Raw genomic sequence first — 16,990 nt, 5'->3', positions numbered from 1 at the left:
CCTATCGGTCAGACTGGATATGGGTAATGACATAATCACCATTTGCCTGAATGAAGGTAAAAGTCACAACATCGCCTACCTTGATTCCCTGCAGGAGCGTTCGCTCCTTGGTTTTGAAATTCATAGTCATGGCGGGCCAGTTGAGAGAAGCAATCGGACTATGGGCAAGTTTTACGATACCTTTATCTAAATCAATTGCTTTTACTGTTGCGACTCCTCCATGCGACACAGTAGCCGCTATGGTGAATTGCATAGCAACCAATCCTACTAATAGGGAAACTAGACAAATATTGATATAAACAGCTCGTACGTTTCTTTTCATGGTCTATATTCCTAAACAATGCTTTGTTATGTGTAAATCAAATAATCCAAGCAGGAAGTTACCTCCGAGGGGAGGCTGTCCGAGAATAGACTGATCTACTGCGGACGAGTCGGGCTGGCCGGATTTTCCGATCCTTTTCGTTAAATAGAACAACTATTCGCCTCAAATGATCGAAAAATCCAACTCAACCAGACTCACCCTCGCTACGATCGCTATTCTCGGACAGCCTCCTAGATGCTGGCAGGAGATAACGTATTTTCCCCATGGAGGAAAACAACTCGGAAAACGACTAGAGATACGTTCTGAACGCGGATGAATTTCTGCACAAGCCGCGATAGTCGAGCAGAAATTCAATCAGTGATGATCGGGGGGAAGAGGAATAAAAAGACGTAAAAAAAGGAGATACAAAGGTGGCCCGTTAGCGGGCACGAAGGTAGCATAATAAATAGGAGGAGAGAAGCTAACGAGCAGGGCGACTACAAAAGTGATCGCCGGAAGCCCTACAATGATGTCAAACAGAGAAGTTTCACTAACGAGTTTGGGCTTACTTACCGAATATTCGCAATTGGCCAGGCAAACCCGCTCGGTAGATGAAGCAGGCTCGCTACAAGGTCCCTCCATCGGTTCTACCGTGTTCTGCGGTGCTGGCAAATAGGGCATGACGAAACACCCTTCCAACATGATCTTTACCTGCACCGCGAGCAGTGTGATGAGCAATAGACCACTTACTATCCGTTTTGAGTGCCAGATCGAACGGGTGGTAGGGAGATAGAGGGCTAACAGTTTCATGTCGGCAAGCTGCTCTTCATCTGACAATACTCAAGATGATCACATCACACAGCCTATTGATTAAAACTACTTCATCTCGGCAGCCATACTTCGGTGGGATTCGGCCATTTCCATATTGGCCTTTGCAGCATCCTCGTATGAACGGATCAACATCTTGCAGTGTGCCTGCAAACGCTCGCCCAATCTGCCATAGAGGTGCGCATTTGTTTCATATTTTTCAAGCAATTTCTCATGCTCTTGCACTTTTAACTGCATTCTTTTAGCAACCTCTTCGTAATGCTTGGCCAGCGCCTCATGATCGGCAGCGGTTTTAGCATTTTCAATGGCCTGCGTCATATCCATGGGATGAGGTTCTATTATTTCAGCTTGGGCAGCAGAAATAAACAAGCTAACAACGACGACGGCTAACAGATTAATCCCTATTTTCATGACATTGCTCCCTAATAAGTCAAAGTAACAAACCAAGAATGAGTCTTTTTGATACGACTAATTATGTATTGCCTTCTTCTTTTTAAGGCTTTTTTACACGCAATGCAACTTATTTCTGATAAATTTAGATTTTTTTGTGTGTCTTTAATGCCCACTGGCTGGTGACACTGGCACGCGCTGGTTTGTTGCGAGGATCGTTCGTACCACCAACAAAACTGCGTGAGTTGCGCCTGATTGCCCGCCAGCGACAAAAGCTAGTTGGCCAGTTGGCTTCAGAGAAGAATCGTCTGTATAAGGTGCTGACTGAAAGCGGCATTCGTCTTGGCACAGTAGTCAGCGATCTGCATGGTCAGTCTGCCCGGGCCATGCTTAAAGCAATCATCGCTGGACAACCGCCGCATGAAGTACTCAAGTTTGTCAGTCGACGCCTCAGAGCCAGCCGCGAGGAAATCTTCGATGCTCTGCAGGGAGAACTAACGGCAAGCCACCAGTTTGTACTCAACGAACTCATGCAACACATCGAGGTGATCGAAGCACGCATCGCCCGCTTCGATACCACAAACTTCCGGGTGAACTTAAGGGCGAACGGAACACACTGGCGCTGTTGCAAACCCTCCCCTGGCGTTGAGCTCATTGGCGCTGCCATGCTGCTAGTCGAAATTGGTACCGACATGGACGCGTTTGGAACATCAAGCTGACTCTCTTCCTGGGCCAGGTAACCATGAATCCGCTGGCAAACACAAATCTAGGCGTGTCCGTAAGAGCAACTCCTATGTCCGACGGCTACTCTGCGAGTTTGCTCATGCCGCCAGCCGTGCCCGATCGGAATTCAAATCAAAGTTCCAGTCGCTCATCGTCCGGCGCGACTATAAACGCGCGATCGTGGCTATCGGCCACAAAATACTACGCACCCTCTTCTTTATGCTCAAACGGCACGAACACTACCGGGATTCGACCACTGACTATGAAGCGCTTTCTGTCCAACGCAATGCTCCGCGATGGGTTAAGGCTCTAATCAAGTTCGACATCACTAAACCAGCCACAACTTAATAGTGTTTCATCGTATTAGGGCCTTTGCTAGCCAGAGTTGGGTTCATCTTCAGCGCGGGTTCTTTCACGCTAATCTTCCATAGAGATATGCTTATGTTTCATATTTTCTCAAGCAATTTCGCATACTTCTGGGCTTTTAACTGCATCCTTTTAGAAATCTCTTCGTAATGCTTTGTGAGCGCTTCATAATCAGCAGCGGTACCGGTTTCCGATAGCTTGCGACATATCCATTGGATGAGGATCTATTAATTCTGTTTAATGCCACGCCGCTTGCGGCGGGTGTTTTAATTGATTAAGCTTACCTACCTTGAGCAGTACAGCTTGCACACAAAACAGGAGGATTGCTTTGAGTTTCGCCATATTCTCTACTAGCTATATGAGGATTGCTTTGTTCGTAATAGCTATCTTATGCGGTGATGTGGCTTTTGCTGGCGAAGCGCCGACTAGGCTGGACGACTTGGTCAAGGAGGCTCTGGCTAATAATCCAGATATTCGTGCCAGTCTGCAACGTTGGGAATCCTCCAAGGCTATCATCCCGCAAGTGAAAACCCTTCCAGACCCGAAAGTAACAGTAGGCCATCGGAACATTGGGCCACAGCATCAAGTCATGTACGGATTAAGTCAGGAGATTCCGTTCCCCGGCAAATTAGGTCATAGAGGAGAGATTGCTGCCCGTCAGTCTGACCGTATTGAACAAGATTATTTTGCGACTCGATTGGCGGTAATTGCCAGGCTAAAGGAAGTTTTTTATGACTTGCACTTTGTGCATGATTCCATCCGTATTTTGCAGCAAACTAAACTGCTGCTCCAGGAATTTGAACGAACCGCCAATGCGCGCTATTCAGTCGGCCAAGCTGCCCAACAAGATGTTTTGCGGGCACAAACTGAGATTTCACGTGTGCTAGCCCGACTGGCAACGCTGGAGCAGCGCCGTCAGTCTCTGCATGCGGACATCAACCGAATTCTGAATAGACTCCCCAGCGATCCAATCAACACATTAGAAGAAATTCAGTTCACCCCTATGCGCTCCTCGCTGAGCGAGCTGAATGCCCTGCTGGATCAGGCTTCTCCTCTGCTGCAAGGTCAGCAAAAAACTGTGGAACAAAGCCAAGAGACGATTGCTTTGGCCAAGCGGGAATATTACCCTGACTTTGAAGTCAGAGCGCTAGGAATACGCGATACGGTCATGAATGATAATGGTTATGAGGTGACGTTGAATGTTAAGTTGCCACTCTATTACGCCACCAAACAGCGTGAAGGGGTGAATGAAGCTGTGGCTAGCCGTGAGGCGGTATTCCAGGATCTTCGGGCGCTGCGACAAGAATTACTGGCTAGAATCAAGGATAACGTGGCGCAGGTCGAGCGCGCCGAAGAACTGATCAAGTTGTTGCGAGACGCCATCATTCCCCAATCGAACTTGACGCTCGCTGCAGCCCAGGCCAGTTATGCAGTGGGCAAAGTAGATTTCCTGACCCTGCTTAACGCTCTGCTTACTTTGCAAGAAAACGAACTGGATTTTCATAGCGAGATGGCCGAGCATAAAAAAGCGTTGGCCCGTCTGGAAGGGATACTTGGAGTAGCGCCGTGACACCCCGCTTACGCTATGGTTTGATCATTGCTATCGTGGCAATTGCTGCAATAGCAGCTTTTTTATTCATCCGTTCCGAACAGCCAGCGATCAAGGAACCAACCCCGCGTGCCATGGACAGCAAAATGGATGAAATTGCCCGAGACAACCATGAGATGACAGGAGAAGGCAGTTCGCACCATGCTCGCAAGTTGCACGCTGAAAGTGCTGAGAAATCGCTGAATACCACGCTTATTCCGCTGGAGCGGCTGCAAACCATTGGCGTCACCTTTGAAGCAGCAGCAAGACAGCCAGTGGATCATATCATCCGGACCGTAGGGCGGGTAGAAGTGGATGAAAGGCTGCTTTCCCGTGTCACCATCAAACTAGAGGGGTGGGTGGAAAAGTTGTTTGTCAATTTTACCGGCGAGTATGTCAAGAAAGGGCAAGTGTTATTTACTTTATACAGCCCTGAATTGGTGGCCACCCAGGAGGAATACCTGATTGCGCTCAGCAGCAGCCGGACGTTAGGGAAAAGCGAGTTTCCAGAAGTTGCACGGGGTGCGCAAGCCTTGCTGGCGTCATCGCGTCGTAGACTATTACTGTGGGACATTGAACCCTGGCATATTCGTGATCTAGAACAGACCGGCGAAGTTTTGCTCACTTTGCCGATCCACGCGCCACAAAGTGGTACCGTGATCAACAAGACAGCCGTAGTTGGATTGCATACCAAACCCGGCGATAAGCTCTATACCATTGCTGATCTTTCCAGAATTTGGATTATCGGTGATATCTACGAATATGAAATGCCGCTGGTAGAGATTGGTCAAAGCGCTACCGTCACGCTATCCTATGTGCCGGATATGAAGCTGCAGGCGCGTATCACTTTTATTCATCCTACAATCGATCCGCAAACACGCACGGGTAAGGTGCGCTTTGAACTCGACAACCAGGGCGAACGGCTTAAACCGGGCATGTATGCTAACCTGGAACTCAAAATACCACTGGGAGTACGGCTTGTCGTGCCTAGAAATGCGGTGCTGGAGTCGGGTGAGCGGCAGATCATTTTCATCCACCACGGTGGGGGCCGACTCGAATGGCGCGAGGCCAAAATTGGCCAACGCAGTGGCGATTGGCTAGAAGTATTGGAAGGCGTCGCGGAAGGAGAACACGTCGTCACTTCGGCTAATTTTCTGATCGATTCCGAAAGCCAGTTGAAAGCGGCGGTTGGTGGCATGCCGGGCATGAAGCATTGAGGTAACGCTTATGGTCGAAAAACTGATCGAATTTTGCGCCCAAAACCGGTTCATCGTGTTTCTGCTGGTGTTCGGTGCCGCTACCGGCGGTCTATGGGCCATGAAGAATACTCCCGTCGACGCCTTGCCGGACTTATCCGATACGCAAGTCATCATCTATACCAAGTGGATGGGGCGTTCCCCGGACCTGGTGGAGGATCAGATTACCTATCCCATCGTCACTGCCCTGTTGTCCGCGCCTAATGTGACGGTGGTGCGTGGATTTTCGGATTTCGGTTTTTCCTATGTCTATGTGCTGTTCAAGGAAGGCACCGACATTTACTGGGCGCGATCCCGTGTGCTGGAATATATGAACCAGTTATCCGGCAAGCTGCCGGATGGCGTAGCGCCGCAACTGGGACCGGATGCCACCGCAGTGGGTTGGGTGTTCCAATACGCTTTGGTGGACGAAAGTGGCCAGCAGGATCTCGCTTCGTTGCGCTCGTTCCAGGACTGGTATCTGCGCTACTGGCTGGCGGCTGTAGACGGGGTGGCGGAAGTCGCTAGCGTTGGCGGTTTTGTACGCCAGTACCAGATTAATCTCGATCCCACCAAGGTACTGGCTTACAAACTCAATCTGAACGAGATCGTCGACAAGGTACGTATGAGCAACCTGGATGTGGGCGGCCGCGTGGTGGAGTTTTCCGGCATTGAGTACATGATCCGGGGGCGCGGTTATATTAAATCCACTGCGGATATAGAAAAAATCGCCGTGGGGGTTGATGCTCGCGGTACACCGATCCTGCTGCGCGACGTCGCCTCGGTCAGCCTCGGGCCGGAGATGCGCCGCGGCATCGTAGAACTGAATGGCCAGGGAGAGACCGTGGGGGGAGTAGTCATCATGCGCTATGGCGAGGATACGCCCGCTGTCATTGAGCGGGTCAAGGCCAAGCTCAAGGAAATCGAGCCGTCCTTGCCCCAGGGGGTCAAGATTGTTACGGTCTACGATCGCAGCGATCTGATCCACCAATCCATCGCTACCGCTACAGAGAACCTGATCGAAGAACTGGTGGTGGTCAGCGTACTCATTTTCGGATTCCTGTTGCATTTTCGCTCCGCGCTGATTCCGATAATCACTTTACCCCTCGCGATTTTGATCGCTTTTATCCCCCTATATTACCTCGGCGTCGGCCTGAATATCATGGCAATCGGCGGCATTATCGTCGCCATTGGCGACATGGTGGATGCATCCATCATTATGGTGGACAACGCACACAAGCGGCTGGAAGAATGGGAGCAAAACGGACGTAAAGGCGACCGCGAGCGCATTCTGATTGATTCAGCCAAGGAAGTGGGGCCGCCAATTTTTGCCTCACTGCTGGTCATCGCGATCGCTTTCATGCCCGTATTCGTCCTGGAAGCCCAAGAAGGCCGGATGTTTACGCCCTTAGCCATAACTAAAACCCTGGCCATCGCCATGAGCGCAGTGCTTGCTGTGACGCTGATTCCAGCGTTGCTGTCGATCTGTATCCGCGGTCGTATTGTCCCGGAACAACGCCATCCGGTCACCCGATTGTTGCAACGGATATACGCGCCGCTGCTGGCTCTGGCTTTGCGTTACCGATGGAGTCTAACCATCCTTTCCTTGTTGTTAATGTCGAGCATTGTGATTCCATTGCAGCGCATGGGATCGGAGTTTATGCCGCCGTTGTACGAAGGTACGATACTCTATATGCCTACCACCTTGCCGGGTATTTCGGTGACGGAAGCGGGTAAACTGCTACAGCAAATGGATCAGATCCTGAAATCCTTTCCCGAAGTAGAACTCGTGTTCGGTAAGGCTGGGCGCGCCGATACCTCCACTGATCCGGCGCCGTTCAGTATGATGGAAGTAATCGTGGGGCTGAAACCTAAGGAACAGTGGCGCAAAGGCTTAAGTTACGAAGACCTGATTGATGAAATGGACCAGGCCTTGCAATTGCCGGGCGTTACCAATGCTTGGACTATGCCCATCAAGGCACGCCTAGACATGCTCACCACGGGTGTGCGCACACCCGTGGGCATCAAAATTTTCGGGCCAAACTTAAAGACCATCGAAACCATCGGCAAAAATATCGAGATGGTCGCCAAGGAAATTCCTGGTACTCGCAGCGTCTATGCGGAACGCGTTTCAGGTGGCTATTACCTGGATTTTATTATCAATCGTGATGAGATCGCTCGCTACGGCTTCACCGTCATGGACGTGAGCAGAATCATTGAATCGGGCATTGGTGGAGAAAGCATCACCACCACCATAGAGGGACGCGAGCGCTACCCAGTCAATCTGCGCTACCTGCGCGAGCAGCGCGATGACTTGGATAAACTAGGACGACTCACGGTAAGTGCGCCCAATGGCGCTCAGGTGCCCTTGGCCCAACTGGTGGAATTACGCATGGTCAGCGGCCCTGCCATGATCCGCGATGAAGATGGCATGTTGTCCGGTTATGTCTATGTGGACATGGCTGGGCGCGACGTGGGCAGTTATGTGGAAGACTTGAAGCAGGTAGTGCGCGACAAGATCGAGCTGCCCCCCGGTTATACTTTGGCCTGGTCGGGGCAATATGAATTCATGGAACGGGTGAAAGAACGGCTCAAGATTTTCGTGCCACTAACCCTTGCCATTATTTTTCTTTTGTATTATTTCACGTTCCGTTCCGTCGCTGAGACCCTCATTCTCATGTTAGGCGTGCCGCTTTCGCTGGTGGGTGGGCTCTGGTTTTTGGCGCTGCTTAATTACAACATGAGTATCGCCGTGTGGGTAGGTTTGATTGCGCTGGCTGGAGTGGCCGCCGAAACCAGTGCCATGATGCTCAGCTACCTTGACGAAGCCTGCAAGCGACGTAAAGCATTGGGACAACTTAAATCCCTATCAGATCTGCTGGAAACTGTGCAGCAAGGCGCACTGGAGCGCATTCGCCCCATGGCCATGGCGGGTCTGGCTAATATCCTAGGCCTGATCCCGGTGATGTGGGCAACCGGCGTCGGCGCCGATGTGATGAAGCGTTTGGCTGCACCGATGATCGGTGGGGTGGGCTCGGCCATGTTGCTGACGCTGTTCGTGATTCCGGCGATCTATGTAATTTGGCGTTGGCACAAGGAGATCAAGTTTCTGGCAGACCAAACATAAAATAATGTTAATGGACAGAATATCACCATGACCGCATGGCATAACCAATCGACAACCGAACTCACGAATCTTTTAGCAACCGATACGGAAAAAGGACTGACCGATCAGGAAGCTGCTATCCGTCTCACCCAATATGGACCTAACAAGCTACGGAAAGGCAAGCGGTTCTCGGCTTTGACTATTTTTATGGCTCAGTTCAAGAGCTTGATTATTTGGGTGTTGATTGGCGCAGCGGCGATTTCGACAGCGCTAGGGGAGATGGTAGATGGTATTGCGATTATTGCCATCGTAATTTTGAATGCAATCATTGGTTTTGTTCAGGAATATCGAGCCGAGAAAGCAGCCGCTGCGTTAGCGCATTTGGCAGCTCCTCATTGCCGAGTCATCCGCGATGGACATAGCGCAGTGGTGGCTGCGACTGAAATCGTACCGGGTGATATTTTGCTGCTGGAAGGTGGAGACTTGGTCGCGGCAGATGCTCGTTTAATCGAGAGCTCGGTTTTACGCGTCAATGAAGCACCGCTCACCGGTGAATCGCAAGTGGTAGATAAACTCACTGATACCCTGCCTCTAGAAACGCCGCTAGCGGAGCAACAGAACATGGTTTTTCTCGGTACTAGTGTGACTAACGGTTCTGGTCGCGCAATCGTAGTCAATACCGGTATGGAGACGCAACTGGGCCGTATCGCCAAATTGCTGGAGACTGCCGAAAGCGGAGAAACTCCACTGCAACGAAAACTCGATAAGGCAGGGCATTTTTTATTGTGGGCTTGTTTAGGCATAGTCGCGCTGATTTTTAGTCTGGGATGGTTGCGCGGCATTGCGCCATTCGAGCTTTTTCTGAGCACGGTGAGCCTTGCGGTCGCCGCCATTCCCGAGGGGTTACCAGCGGTAGTGACCATCGCGCTCGCATTGGGGGTACAGCGCATGGTGCTGCGCAATGCGTTGGTGCGACATATGGCTGCGGTCGAAACGCTGGGTTGCGCTGAGGTGATCTGTACCGACAAGACCGGTACGTTGACCATGGGTGAAATGACTGCGCGCAAGTTGATTACTGCGGACAGTAGGTATCGCATCACCGGTGAAGGCTACGCTATCGAAGGTGTATTCATTACGGGTGATACCGAGCGTGTACCTTCGGAAGACCCGCAGCTGTCCGCCTTGCTGCGTGCTGCGGCAGCTTGCAACGACGCAGAACTAACCTTTGCAAATGATCGGTCTATAGTGGTGGGAGACACCACTGAGGGCGCCTTGTTGGTTGCTGCCGCGAAAGCTAATATCACCCGGCAAGCGATCGAAACGGAAATGCCGCGACTGGCTACGCTGCCCTTTGACTCCGAGCGCAAACGCATGACCATTATCCGCAAGCAGGAAGAGCAGCCGTGGGCATTTGTAAAAGGTGCACCGGAAGTGATTCTTAGCCGTTGCACCTTGATCCGCACCGAGCAAGGCGTCAAACCATTAAGCGAAGCTGATCGCACTCGATTGCTTGATGCCAATAAATTACTGGCAGAAGAGGCATTGCGCGTGCTTGCCATTGCAGAACGGCCACTGACAAACCCCGGCTTTGAGAAAGGCACGGCGGTAAGTGATAATGAAATCGAAAAGGAGCTTATTTTTCTGGGGCTCATCGGTTTGCAGGATCCGCCACGTGCCGAGGCAAAGGAAGCCGTGGCCAAGTGTAAGCGCGCTGGCATCAAAGCTGTGATGATCACGGGTGACCACCCTGATACCGCGCGGGCCATTGGTTATGAATTGGGCATACTGGGCAAGGGCGACGAAATTCTGGTTGGCAACGAGCTCGATCGGCTGGATGAGGAAGCGCTAAGAGCGCGCATCGCACGGGTTTCAGTTTATGCGCGTGTGACTGCCGAGCACAAGCTTCGCATCGTGCGTGCCTGGAAGGGGCGGGGCAAGGTGGTAGCCATGACCGGGGATGGCGTGAATGATGCCCCTGCGATCAAGGAAGCCTCCATCGGAATCGCTATGGGGTTGACTGGTACAGAAGTGACCAAAGAAGCGGCAGATATCATTATCACCGATGATAACTTCGCGTCCATTGTTGCAGCGGTAGAAGAGGGTCGAGGCATTTATGACAACATTGCTAAAACGTTGGCCTATTTGCTCGGAAGCAGTACCGGCGAATTAATCGTGATGTTGATTGCGATTCTACTCGGTTGGCCATTGCCGCTGTTACCGCTTTATCTTTTGTGGATCAATCTGGTAACGGATGGTTTTGCGGCACTAGCTTTGTCGACCGATCCGATTGACCGGGGCGTGTTGAATCGTCCACCACGATCTTCACAGGCACCCTTAATTAGCCGGGATTTAATCAAAATGACGCTCTTTACCGGCTCGTTGACTGCGAGTGTCACACTCGGTGTATTTGCCTATGAACTCTACCTCATGGGTAACAGCCTGGAACAAGCTCGTGATGCTGCGTTCACCGTATTGGTGATTGCCGGCCTGCTGCGCGCTTTTGGAGCACGAAGTGAACAGCGCACTGTTTGGGAAATCAGTCTATTTTCAAATTTACGGCTATTTCTCGTTGTGGCAGCAGGCTTCGCCTTGCAGTTGGCGATACACCATATTTCAGTGTTTCAAGCATTGTTCAAGATCGAACCGATTACACTTGCCCAATGCGCAGGCTGGTTTGCAGCAGGCTTCATTCCGCTGATTGTGTTGGAATTGAGGAAAGTCATTCGCTATCGTTCGGCAAGCATTGGTAGCAAATAAATGCATGATCGTAATTAACAGGAAATGTATCTATGCTAAACAATCATCAAAATGAACAGACAGGAAATCATGTGGAAGTATTTTGCCAGCATTGTGGCAAATTGATTGCACAACAACCTTTTGTATCTAAGGGTAAAACCTATTGCTCCGAACATTGTTTGCTCAAAATCAAAGACGTCTGCGCTAGGCAGGAAGATATGTTTAGCCTGCTGGCAGAAACGCTGGTGAGTGCGCTGGATTTGCGTGAACACGAGACGGGTCTGCATTCCAAGCGTGTTGCTTGCCATACTATGGTGCTCGCGCGCCGTTTTATTGCGGAGTCAAATATGTTGCAGCAGATTTACTGGGGAGCGCTATTACATGACATCGGCAAGATTGGCGTACCGGACGCCATCTTATTAAAGCCTGGTCCTTTGAGCGAGGCTGAATGGAGTGAGTTACATACTCATCCCGAGAAAGGCTACCACCTCATATCGCAAATACCCGGTATGGCAGATGCGGCCAATATCATTCTCTGTCATGAGGAGCGCTATGATGGCACGGGCTATCCGAGGAATTTGCACGGTGATCAAATTCCTTTGGGCGCACGCCTGTTTATGGTGATCGACACCCTGGATGCAATTACCTCCGATCGCACTTATCGTAAAGGTGCAACTTTTGATGTTGCCAAGGCAGAGATTCTACGCATGAAAGGAAGTCAATTTGATCCGCAGGCAGTTGATGCCTTTAGCGCCGAAGAAGCAGTGCTGCGCGAAATGGTGCTGGCAAAATGCCAGCAGCCATTTTCTTAGTTAATGGCAGACTTGTTTATGGCGGATTTTTGTCATTCGGCATGTTACACCTTGACTTACCCAGCGCAGCAGGACAAATATTTGATATCTTTGCTGAAGGTTTGCGCCGCAAGTTTCAACCCCTCGACCATTGTCAGGTAAGGAAACAATTGATCAGCCAGTTCCTCCGCAGTCATTCTGGCGCGAATCGACAGCGCTGCGGTCTGAATCAATTCGCCTGCCTCCGGTGCGACCGCTTGCACGCCGATCAGCCGGCGCGAACCTTCCTCGACGACGAGCTTGATGAAGCCACGCGTGTCGAAGTTGGCGAGCGCGCGGGGCACGTTGTCGAGGGTAAGCGTTCGGCTGTCGGTCTCAATCCCCTTGAAGTGCGCTTCCTGTTCGGACAATCCGACAGTAGCAACCTGTGGGTCAGTGAACACCACGACTGGCATGGTCGTTAGATCCAGCTCTGCTTTACCACCGGTCATGTTGATGGCCGCACGGGTACCAGCCGCTGCCGCAACATAGACGAATTGCGGCTGGTTGGTACAGTCGCCGGCGGCATAGATAAGTGGATGACTGGTGCGCATGCCGTTGTCAACTACGATCATGTTCTGGGCATTGGTGGTAACGCTCGCCACATCCAATGCCAACTCGCGTGTATTGGGTGCTCGACCAGTGGCGATCAGGAGCTTGTCGGCATGTAGCTCGCCGTGCGGGGTGGTCAACACGAATTCATCGTCTATATGCGCAACCTGGCTCGCTTGCGTGTGCTCCAGTACCTCAATGCCCTCGGTGCGAAAAGCGGCTGTGAGCGCTTCGCCGATGACCGGGTCTTCGCGAAAGAATAGCGTGCTGCGCGCCAGCATCGTCACCTTGCTTCCCAATCGAGCGAAGGCTTGCGCTAATTCAACCGCCACCACCGACGAGCCGATCACTGCCAGGCGCGGTGGAATAGTGTCGCTTACCAGCGCTTCAGTAGAAGTCCAGTAGGGGGTATCTTTCAGGCCAGGAATAGGCGGCACGGCTGGGCTTGCCCCAGTAGCGATCAGGCAACGGTTGAATCTTACCGTTCGCTCGCCTCCTTCATTCAGTCGCACGGTCAAGCTTTGACTATCCTTGAAGCGAGCTGCACCCTGTAATACCGTTATAGCTGGATTGTCCTCCAGAATACTTTCGTACTTTGCATACCGTAGTTCATCGACGCGTGCCTGTTGCTGAGCGAGCAACCACTCGCGCTGGATGATAGGCAGGCTTGCAGACATGCCGCCATCGAATGGGCTTTCTTTGCGCAAGTGTGCGATGTGAGCTGCACGAATCATGATTTTGGAGGGCACGCAGCCGATATTGACACAAGTGCCGCCAAGAGTAGAGCGCTCGATCAGTGTCACGCGCGCATCTTGCTCAACTGCTTTCAATGCCGCCGCCATCGCGGCCCCACCACTGCCGATCACGGCGATGTGCAACTGGCGATCTGCGCTGCCATGCTTGTTTCCGGTTGCTGGTGAGCCGAGTGTTTTGTCGTGGAAATTAGTTACCTTGGTGGGCGCGTCGACAAATGACGCCTGGTAGCCAAGTGTTGTTACGGCTGCAACCAGTGCTTCGACAGCTACACCCGTACCCACTTCTATTTCGGCCCGCCCCGCTGGATAAGAGATTCGCACCTCTTGCACGCCGGGAACCTTCTCCAATGCCTGTTTGACATGCTCGGTGCATGAAGCGCAGGTCATGCCTTCGATAACAAGTTCAATCATGGCTTCTCTCCCTCGTCTTTGTGATTGGGTGCGCAGCAAGCCAGCGCCTGGCGGCGTCGCTGCCAGGCATATATCGTGATGATAATGAAAATCGCTAATGCCGGAAACAACACATAGTCGAGCCAACCGACCCAGGCAGATAGACCGAGCACGCCGAGCAGCACGACCAGAATGGGCGTGAAGCAGCAAAGTGCGACGATAATCGAGCCACCGATACCGATCCGCAACCACTTGGTGTATTTATCCATGATTATTCCTTAACCGTCGCCGGGTAACCGGCGTCTCCGGCAGCTTTGAGCAAGGCTTCGACATGGGTTCTGGTATCGTCGAAGGTGACAGTGGCTTCCTGTTTCTTATAGCTGACTTCAGTTTGCTGCACGCCTTCCACCCTCGAGAGCGCTTTTTTCACGCTGATCGGGCAGGCGGCGCAAGTCATGCCAGACACTGACAGGGTAACGGTCTGCATGGCTGTCCAGGCAGGTGTGCTCAGGACGGCGGTCATCAGCAGCAGTAAAACAGTTAATTTTTTCATGATCGATCTCCTGATTAGTAAAAAAGTGGCAACAAATAGGGAAAAACCAACGCTAACAGCACCAGCGCCGCCACCGTCCAGAAAATAATTATGTATGTCATTTTCACTTGCGGGACAGCGCATATTTGTCCTGGCGCGCAATCCACAGCAGGCCGGAAGATCCGGCGCCAGGCGAAGAACAGGGCTACCAGCGCTACGCCAAGGAAGATCGGTCGATACGGCTCCAGCGCCCTCAGGTTACTGAGCCAGGCGCCGCCAAATCCCAGGCTGATCAATACCAGCGGCCCCAGACAGCAAACCGAAGCGAGGATAGCGGCCAGCCCTCCGGCGGCGAGGGCGCCGCGCCCTTGTTGTGGCTCGGTCATATACATTTCTCCTTTTAAAAATTTCAGATGCCGCAGACGGAGTTATGGAAAGAAAGAAAACATGTTTGGAACGGATCTGGATTCCAAGATTAAAATCCAGATCCGTCTTTTTCGCGTGCTAACCAATCTGGCGGCACATATCTGCACATTTTCTGCACATCTCGGCGCATTTTTGACAGCGATCTTCGTCATACTTTCCACATTCTTCCGCACATAAATTACATATCTCCCCACAGAGTGCGAATATTTTCTGGGCAATACTTGAATTGCGAGCCATAAGGCGAGCGCAAAGCTGGCAAATTTCTGCGCAATCCATACATAGACGCAGGCATTTCTCTCTATCCGAACCGATACAACAGTCTACACAATCCTCGCAAGCCATAAGACAAGCCAGGCAAGCTTCAATACAATTTTGATAATCCTTATTTTTCATGATGATATATCCTCATTTTGCAATAAAAATGGATTAGTAATTCAATGATTTCAAGAAATTAAATCGACCATCTATTTCTCCTTTTAAAAATTTAACAGGTGCTGTAAATTTATTCCTGTAGTCAAGTACGGAGTCAAGCGCAATGGAAAATAATTTGGAGAATCTAACCATTGGTGCATTCGCCAAAGCAGCCGGGGTCAGTGCGGAAACGATCCGCTTCTATCAACATAAAGGCTTGTTACCGGTACCGGCTAAGCCCTATGGCGGCATTCGCCGTTACAGCAAAGTTGATGTGCAGCGCGTAAGATTTATAAAGTCTGCCCAAAGGCTTGGCTTTAGTTTGAGTGAAATCAGTGAATTGCTGCGGTTGGAAGACGGCACTCACTGCAATGAAGTCTACTATTTGACTGAGGTCAAACTAAAAGATGTACATAAAAAATTGGAAGAACTGAAGCGTCTGGAGGCTGCGTTATCCGCACTTTTACATGCCTGCCATACACGAAAAGATAATGTCTCCTGTCCAATTATTGCATCGTTGCAAAACTGAGATAAGTTGCGCAATGCGGAGTTAATCGAGAATCGGACATGGCATGACATGCCGATTTTTTTCATTGGATGAATTGAGCCGGTATTGCCAGGAACCGATATCTATTTCACAAAATTGAGATCGAAAAAGTTAACTCGAATGGTTCATAAAACTGCGGGGTAGCGTTTTTTCAGGGGCAATCAGATTCCCTTGGTCGTACACGCCTGATTATGGTGATCGGTACGCTGAATGCAATGACTTCCGACCGCGCTTATCATCGAGGCGCTTCTTTTGATGTCGCCAAGACAGAGATTTTCGGAAGATAGTAATGTCGAAATGTGAGCAGTAGTCATTGGAAACACTATCTACCAGGCGCTGAAACTTGGATCCGCTACCAGGAGGGGTCATCAAGACATACATATAACCCAAATTCCGCGATTGAATTTTTAATTTCTCCCGCGGATGTCCCGAAGCATGATCGCAAAAACGAAAGCGGGCAGAAAACAGTGGATTTGATGGCGTGTATGTACATCACATTGCTATTTTCATTGTTGTGGGAACATTTTAGCTTTTTGAGGACGAGATTGCCCTTTCCGCGGTGAGGCGGCGCCAAGTAGATAAAGGAACGGGTCAGTTACGGAGCGAGGGATTGGGCCAATTGGTAGCTTTTAGTACGGATGTTTTGGAATAACTCGACGGACTCGGTTGCGATCTTGAGTACTAGCGAGCGAGCATGGCGTACGAGCTTGCCTGGCAGATGAAACAGGCGCCAACGTACTGTTGCCACTCGGTAGCGCTGCCATCCGCTGTCTAGGGCAGAATGCTTGAATAAGACGAACAAATTATGAGCGATTACACCGATACGAAAGAAAGCGGCATTGGCCTCGAATTGTCCGCAGGGCATACGCCCATACCAAAGCCGATTTTTAGCTCTTTGATACCGTTCTCGGAGACTTCGCCACGTTGGCGATACCAGACCAACGTATCTTCTGCAGACTCCTGGCGATTGCTAGCAATCACGTGATACTTGGGTTGATCATCATTCAGCTATGGCGCAGTCGGCATAGTACGCCCAATCCGATTCGGGGATGGCTTCGATGGTCTTGAGGGTAGATGCGTCGAGTCGACCACCAATGGCAAAGGTTTTGTTCGTTTCTTCACAGTAATTCAAGATATCCGCCTGATAACCCGCTGAGTCCAGACGAACATGGGCGATAGGATGCCCCTTGGGCAGGTGAGTTTCACAGTCCTTGATGAATTCAAGATTTCTGCTGGCCGGAGCGGTGTTGCCTTCACGGAATTCATCATGAATC

At 51.0% G+C, this 16,990-nt stretch carries 15 protein-coding genes and 2 pseudogenes; 7 read left to right on the top strand and 10 right to left on the bottom strand.

Features of this window, described 5'->3' with window-relative positions; all coding sequences use genetic code 11:
- Position 1 precedes the first annotated feature (1 nt).
- From C8R30_RS14510 to C8R30_RS14500, 3 genes are all read right to left on the bottom strand, one after another.
- A complete protein-coding gene (locus C8R30_RS14510) occupies positions 2-322 on the bottom strand; it encodes a copper-binding protein (RefSeq protein ID WP_107790457.1) in 321 nt (106 codons plus the stop codon).
- 354 nt (positions 323-676) lie between these two features.
- Entirely contained in the window at positions 677-1,111 is a 435-nt protein-coding gene (locus C8R30_RS14505; protein WP_107790456.1) for a hypothetical protein, read from the bottom strand.
- 66 nt (positions 1,112-1,177) lie between these two features.
- Positions 1,178-1,540: a hypothetical protein gene (locus C8R30_RS14500; protein ID WP_107790455.1), complete on the bottom strand. Its 363-nt coding sequence runs from the start codon at positions 1,538-1,540 to the stop codon at positions 1,178-1,180.
- Between the two features lie 140 nt (positions 1,541-1,680).
- Here C8R30_RS14500 and C8R30_RS14495 point away from each other — a divergent pair.
- The 6 genes and pseudogenes from C8R30_RS14495 to C8R30_RS14470 form a co-directional block, all read left to right on the top strand.
- A pseudogene (locus tag C8R30_RS14495) lies at positions 1,681-2,590 on the top strand (IS110 family RNA-guided transposase); the annotation flags it as partial.
- A 346-nt stretch (positions 2,591-2,936) separates the two neighbouring features.
- Positions 2,937-4,178 carry a TolC family protein gene (locus C8R30_RS14490; RefSeq protein ID WP_219908896.1) on the top strand — a complete coding sequence of 414 codons (1,242 nt, stop codon included), beginning with the start codon at positions 2,937-2,939 and terminating at the stop codon, positions 4,176-4,178.
- Positions 4,175-5,413: an efflux RND transporter periplasmic adaptor subunit gene (locus C8R30_RS14485; protein WP_219908895.1), complete on the top strand. Its 1,239-nt coding sequence runs from the start codon at positions 4,175-4,177 to the stop codon at positions 5,411-5,413. The genes C8R30_RS14490 and C8R30_RS14485 overlap by 4 nt, the downstream gene beginning before the upstream one ends.
- 10 nt (positions 5,414-5,423) lie before the next feature.
- A complete protein-coding gene (locus tag C8R30_RS14480) occupies positions 5,424-8,558 on the top strand; it encodes an efflux RND transporter permease subunit (RefSeq protein ID WP_107790453.1) in 3,135 nt (1,044 codons plus the stop codon).
- Between the two features lie 27 nt (positions 8,559-8,585).
- On the top strand, positions 8,586-11,294 hold the full coding sequence (locus tag C8R30_RS14475) for a cation-translocating P-type ATPase (RefSeq protein WP_107790452.1): 2,709 nt from the start codon (positions 8,586-8,588) through the stop codon (positions 11,292-11,294).
- A gap of 32 nt (positions 11,295-11,326) precedes the next feature.
- Positions 11,327-12,085: an HD-GYP domain-containing protein gene (locus C8R30_RS14470; RefSeq protein ID WP_107790451.1), complete on the top strand. Its 759-nt coding sequence runs from the start codon at positions 11,327-11,329 to the stop codon at positions 12,083-12,085.
- A gap of 56 nt (positions 12,086-12,141) precedes the next feature.
- Here the strand turns inward: C8R30_RS14470 and merA are convergent, their stop codons facing one another.
- The 5 genes from merA to C8R30_RS16775 all read right to left on the bottom strand — a co-directional run bounded on the left by merA (position 12,142) and on the right by C8R30_RS16775 (position 15,100).
- Positions 12,142-13,821, bottom strand: coding sequence for a mercury(II) reductase (merA, locus tag C8R30_RS14465; RefSeq protein WP_090700553.1), 1,680 nt, complete (start codon positions 13,819-13,821; stop codon positions 12,142-12,144).
- Complete coding sequence (gene merF / locus C8R30_RS14460; protein ID WP_107790450.1) at positions 13,818-14,069, bottom strand: mercury resistance system transport protein MerF; 252 nt, start codon at positions 14,067-14,069, stop codon at positions 13,818-13,820. The genes merA and merF overlap by 4 nt, the downstream gene beginning before the upstream one ends.
- Before the next feature lie 2 nt (positions 14,070-14,071).
- A complete protein-coding gene (gene merP / locus C8R30_RS14455; RefSeq protein ID WP_107790449.1) occupies positions 14,072-14,353 on the bottom strand; it encodes a mercury resistance system periplasmic binding protein MerP in 282 nt (93 codons plus the stop codon).
- A gap of 14 nt (positions 14,354-14,367) precedes the next feature.
- Positions 14,368-14,718, bottom strand: a complete 351-nt coding sequence (merT, locus tag C8R30_RS14450; RefSeq protein WP_090700548.1) for a mercuric ion transporter MerT — start codon at positions 14,716-14,718, stop codon at positions 14,368-14,370.
- Between the two features lie 118 nt (positions 14,719-14,836).
- Positions 14,837-15,100 carry a four-helix bundle copper-binding protein gene (locus C8R30_RS16775; protein WP_476703510.1) on the bottom strand — a complete coding sequence of 88 codons (264 nt, stop codon included), beginning with the start codon at positions 15,098-15,100 and terminating at the stop codon, positions 14,837-14,839.
- Between the two features lie 193 nt (positions 15,101-15,293).
- On the opposite strand from C8R30_RS16775, the gene merR reads away from it, so the two are divergent.
- Positions 15,294-15,698 (top strand): Hg(II)-responsive transcriptional regulator, encoded by a 405-nt coding sequence (gene merR, locus C8R30_RS14440; protein ID WP_090700545.1) that lies wholly within the window; start codon positions 15,294-15,296, stop codon positions 15,696-15,698.
- 613 nt (positions 15,699-16,311) lie between these two features.
- Here merR and C8R30_RS14430 read toward each other — a convergent pair.
- Entirely contained in the window at positions 16,312-16,653 is a 342-nt protein-coding gene (locus C8R30_RS14430; RefSeq protein ID WP_107790447.1) for a transposase, read from the bottom strand.
- Positions 16,654-16,716: 63 nt separating this feature from the next.
- Positions 16,717-16,990: pseudogene (locus C8R30_RS16010) on the bottom strand (IS1380 family transposase); the annotation flags it as partial.

Source organism: Nitrosomonas nitrosa (assembly GCF_003051105.1).
Lineage (GTDB): Bacteria > Pseudomonadota > Gammaproteobacteria > Burkholderiales > Nitrosomonadaceae > Nitrosomonas > Nitrosomonas nitrosa.
Note: the sequence above shows the minus strand (reverse complement) of the source record. Positions and strands in the feature narration are given on the sequence as shown.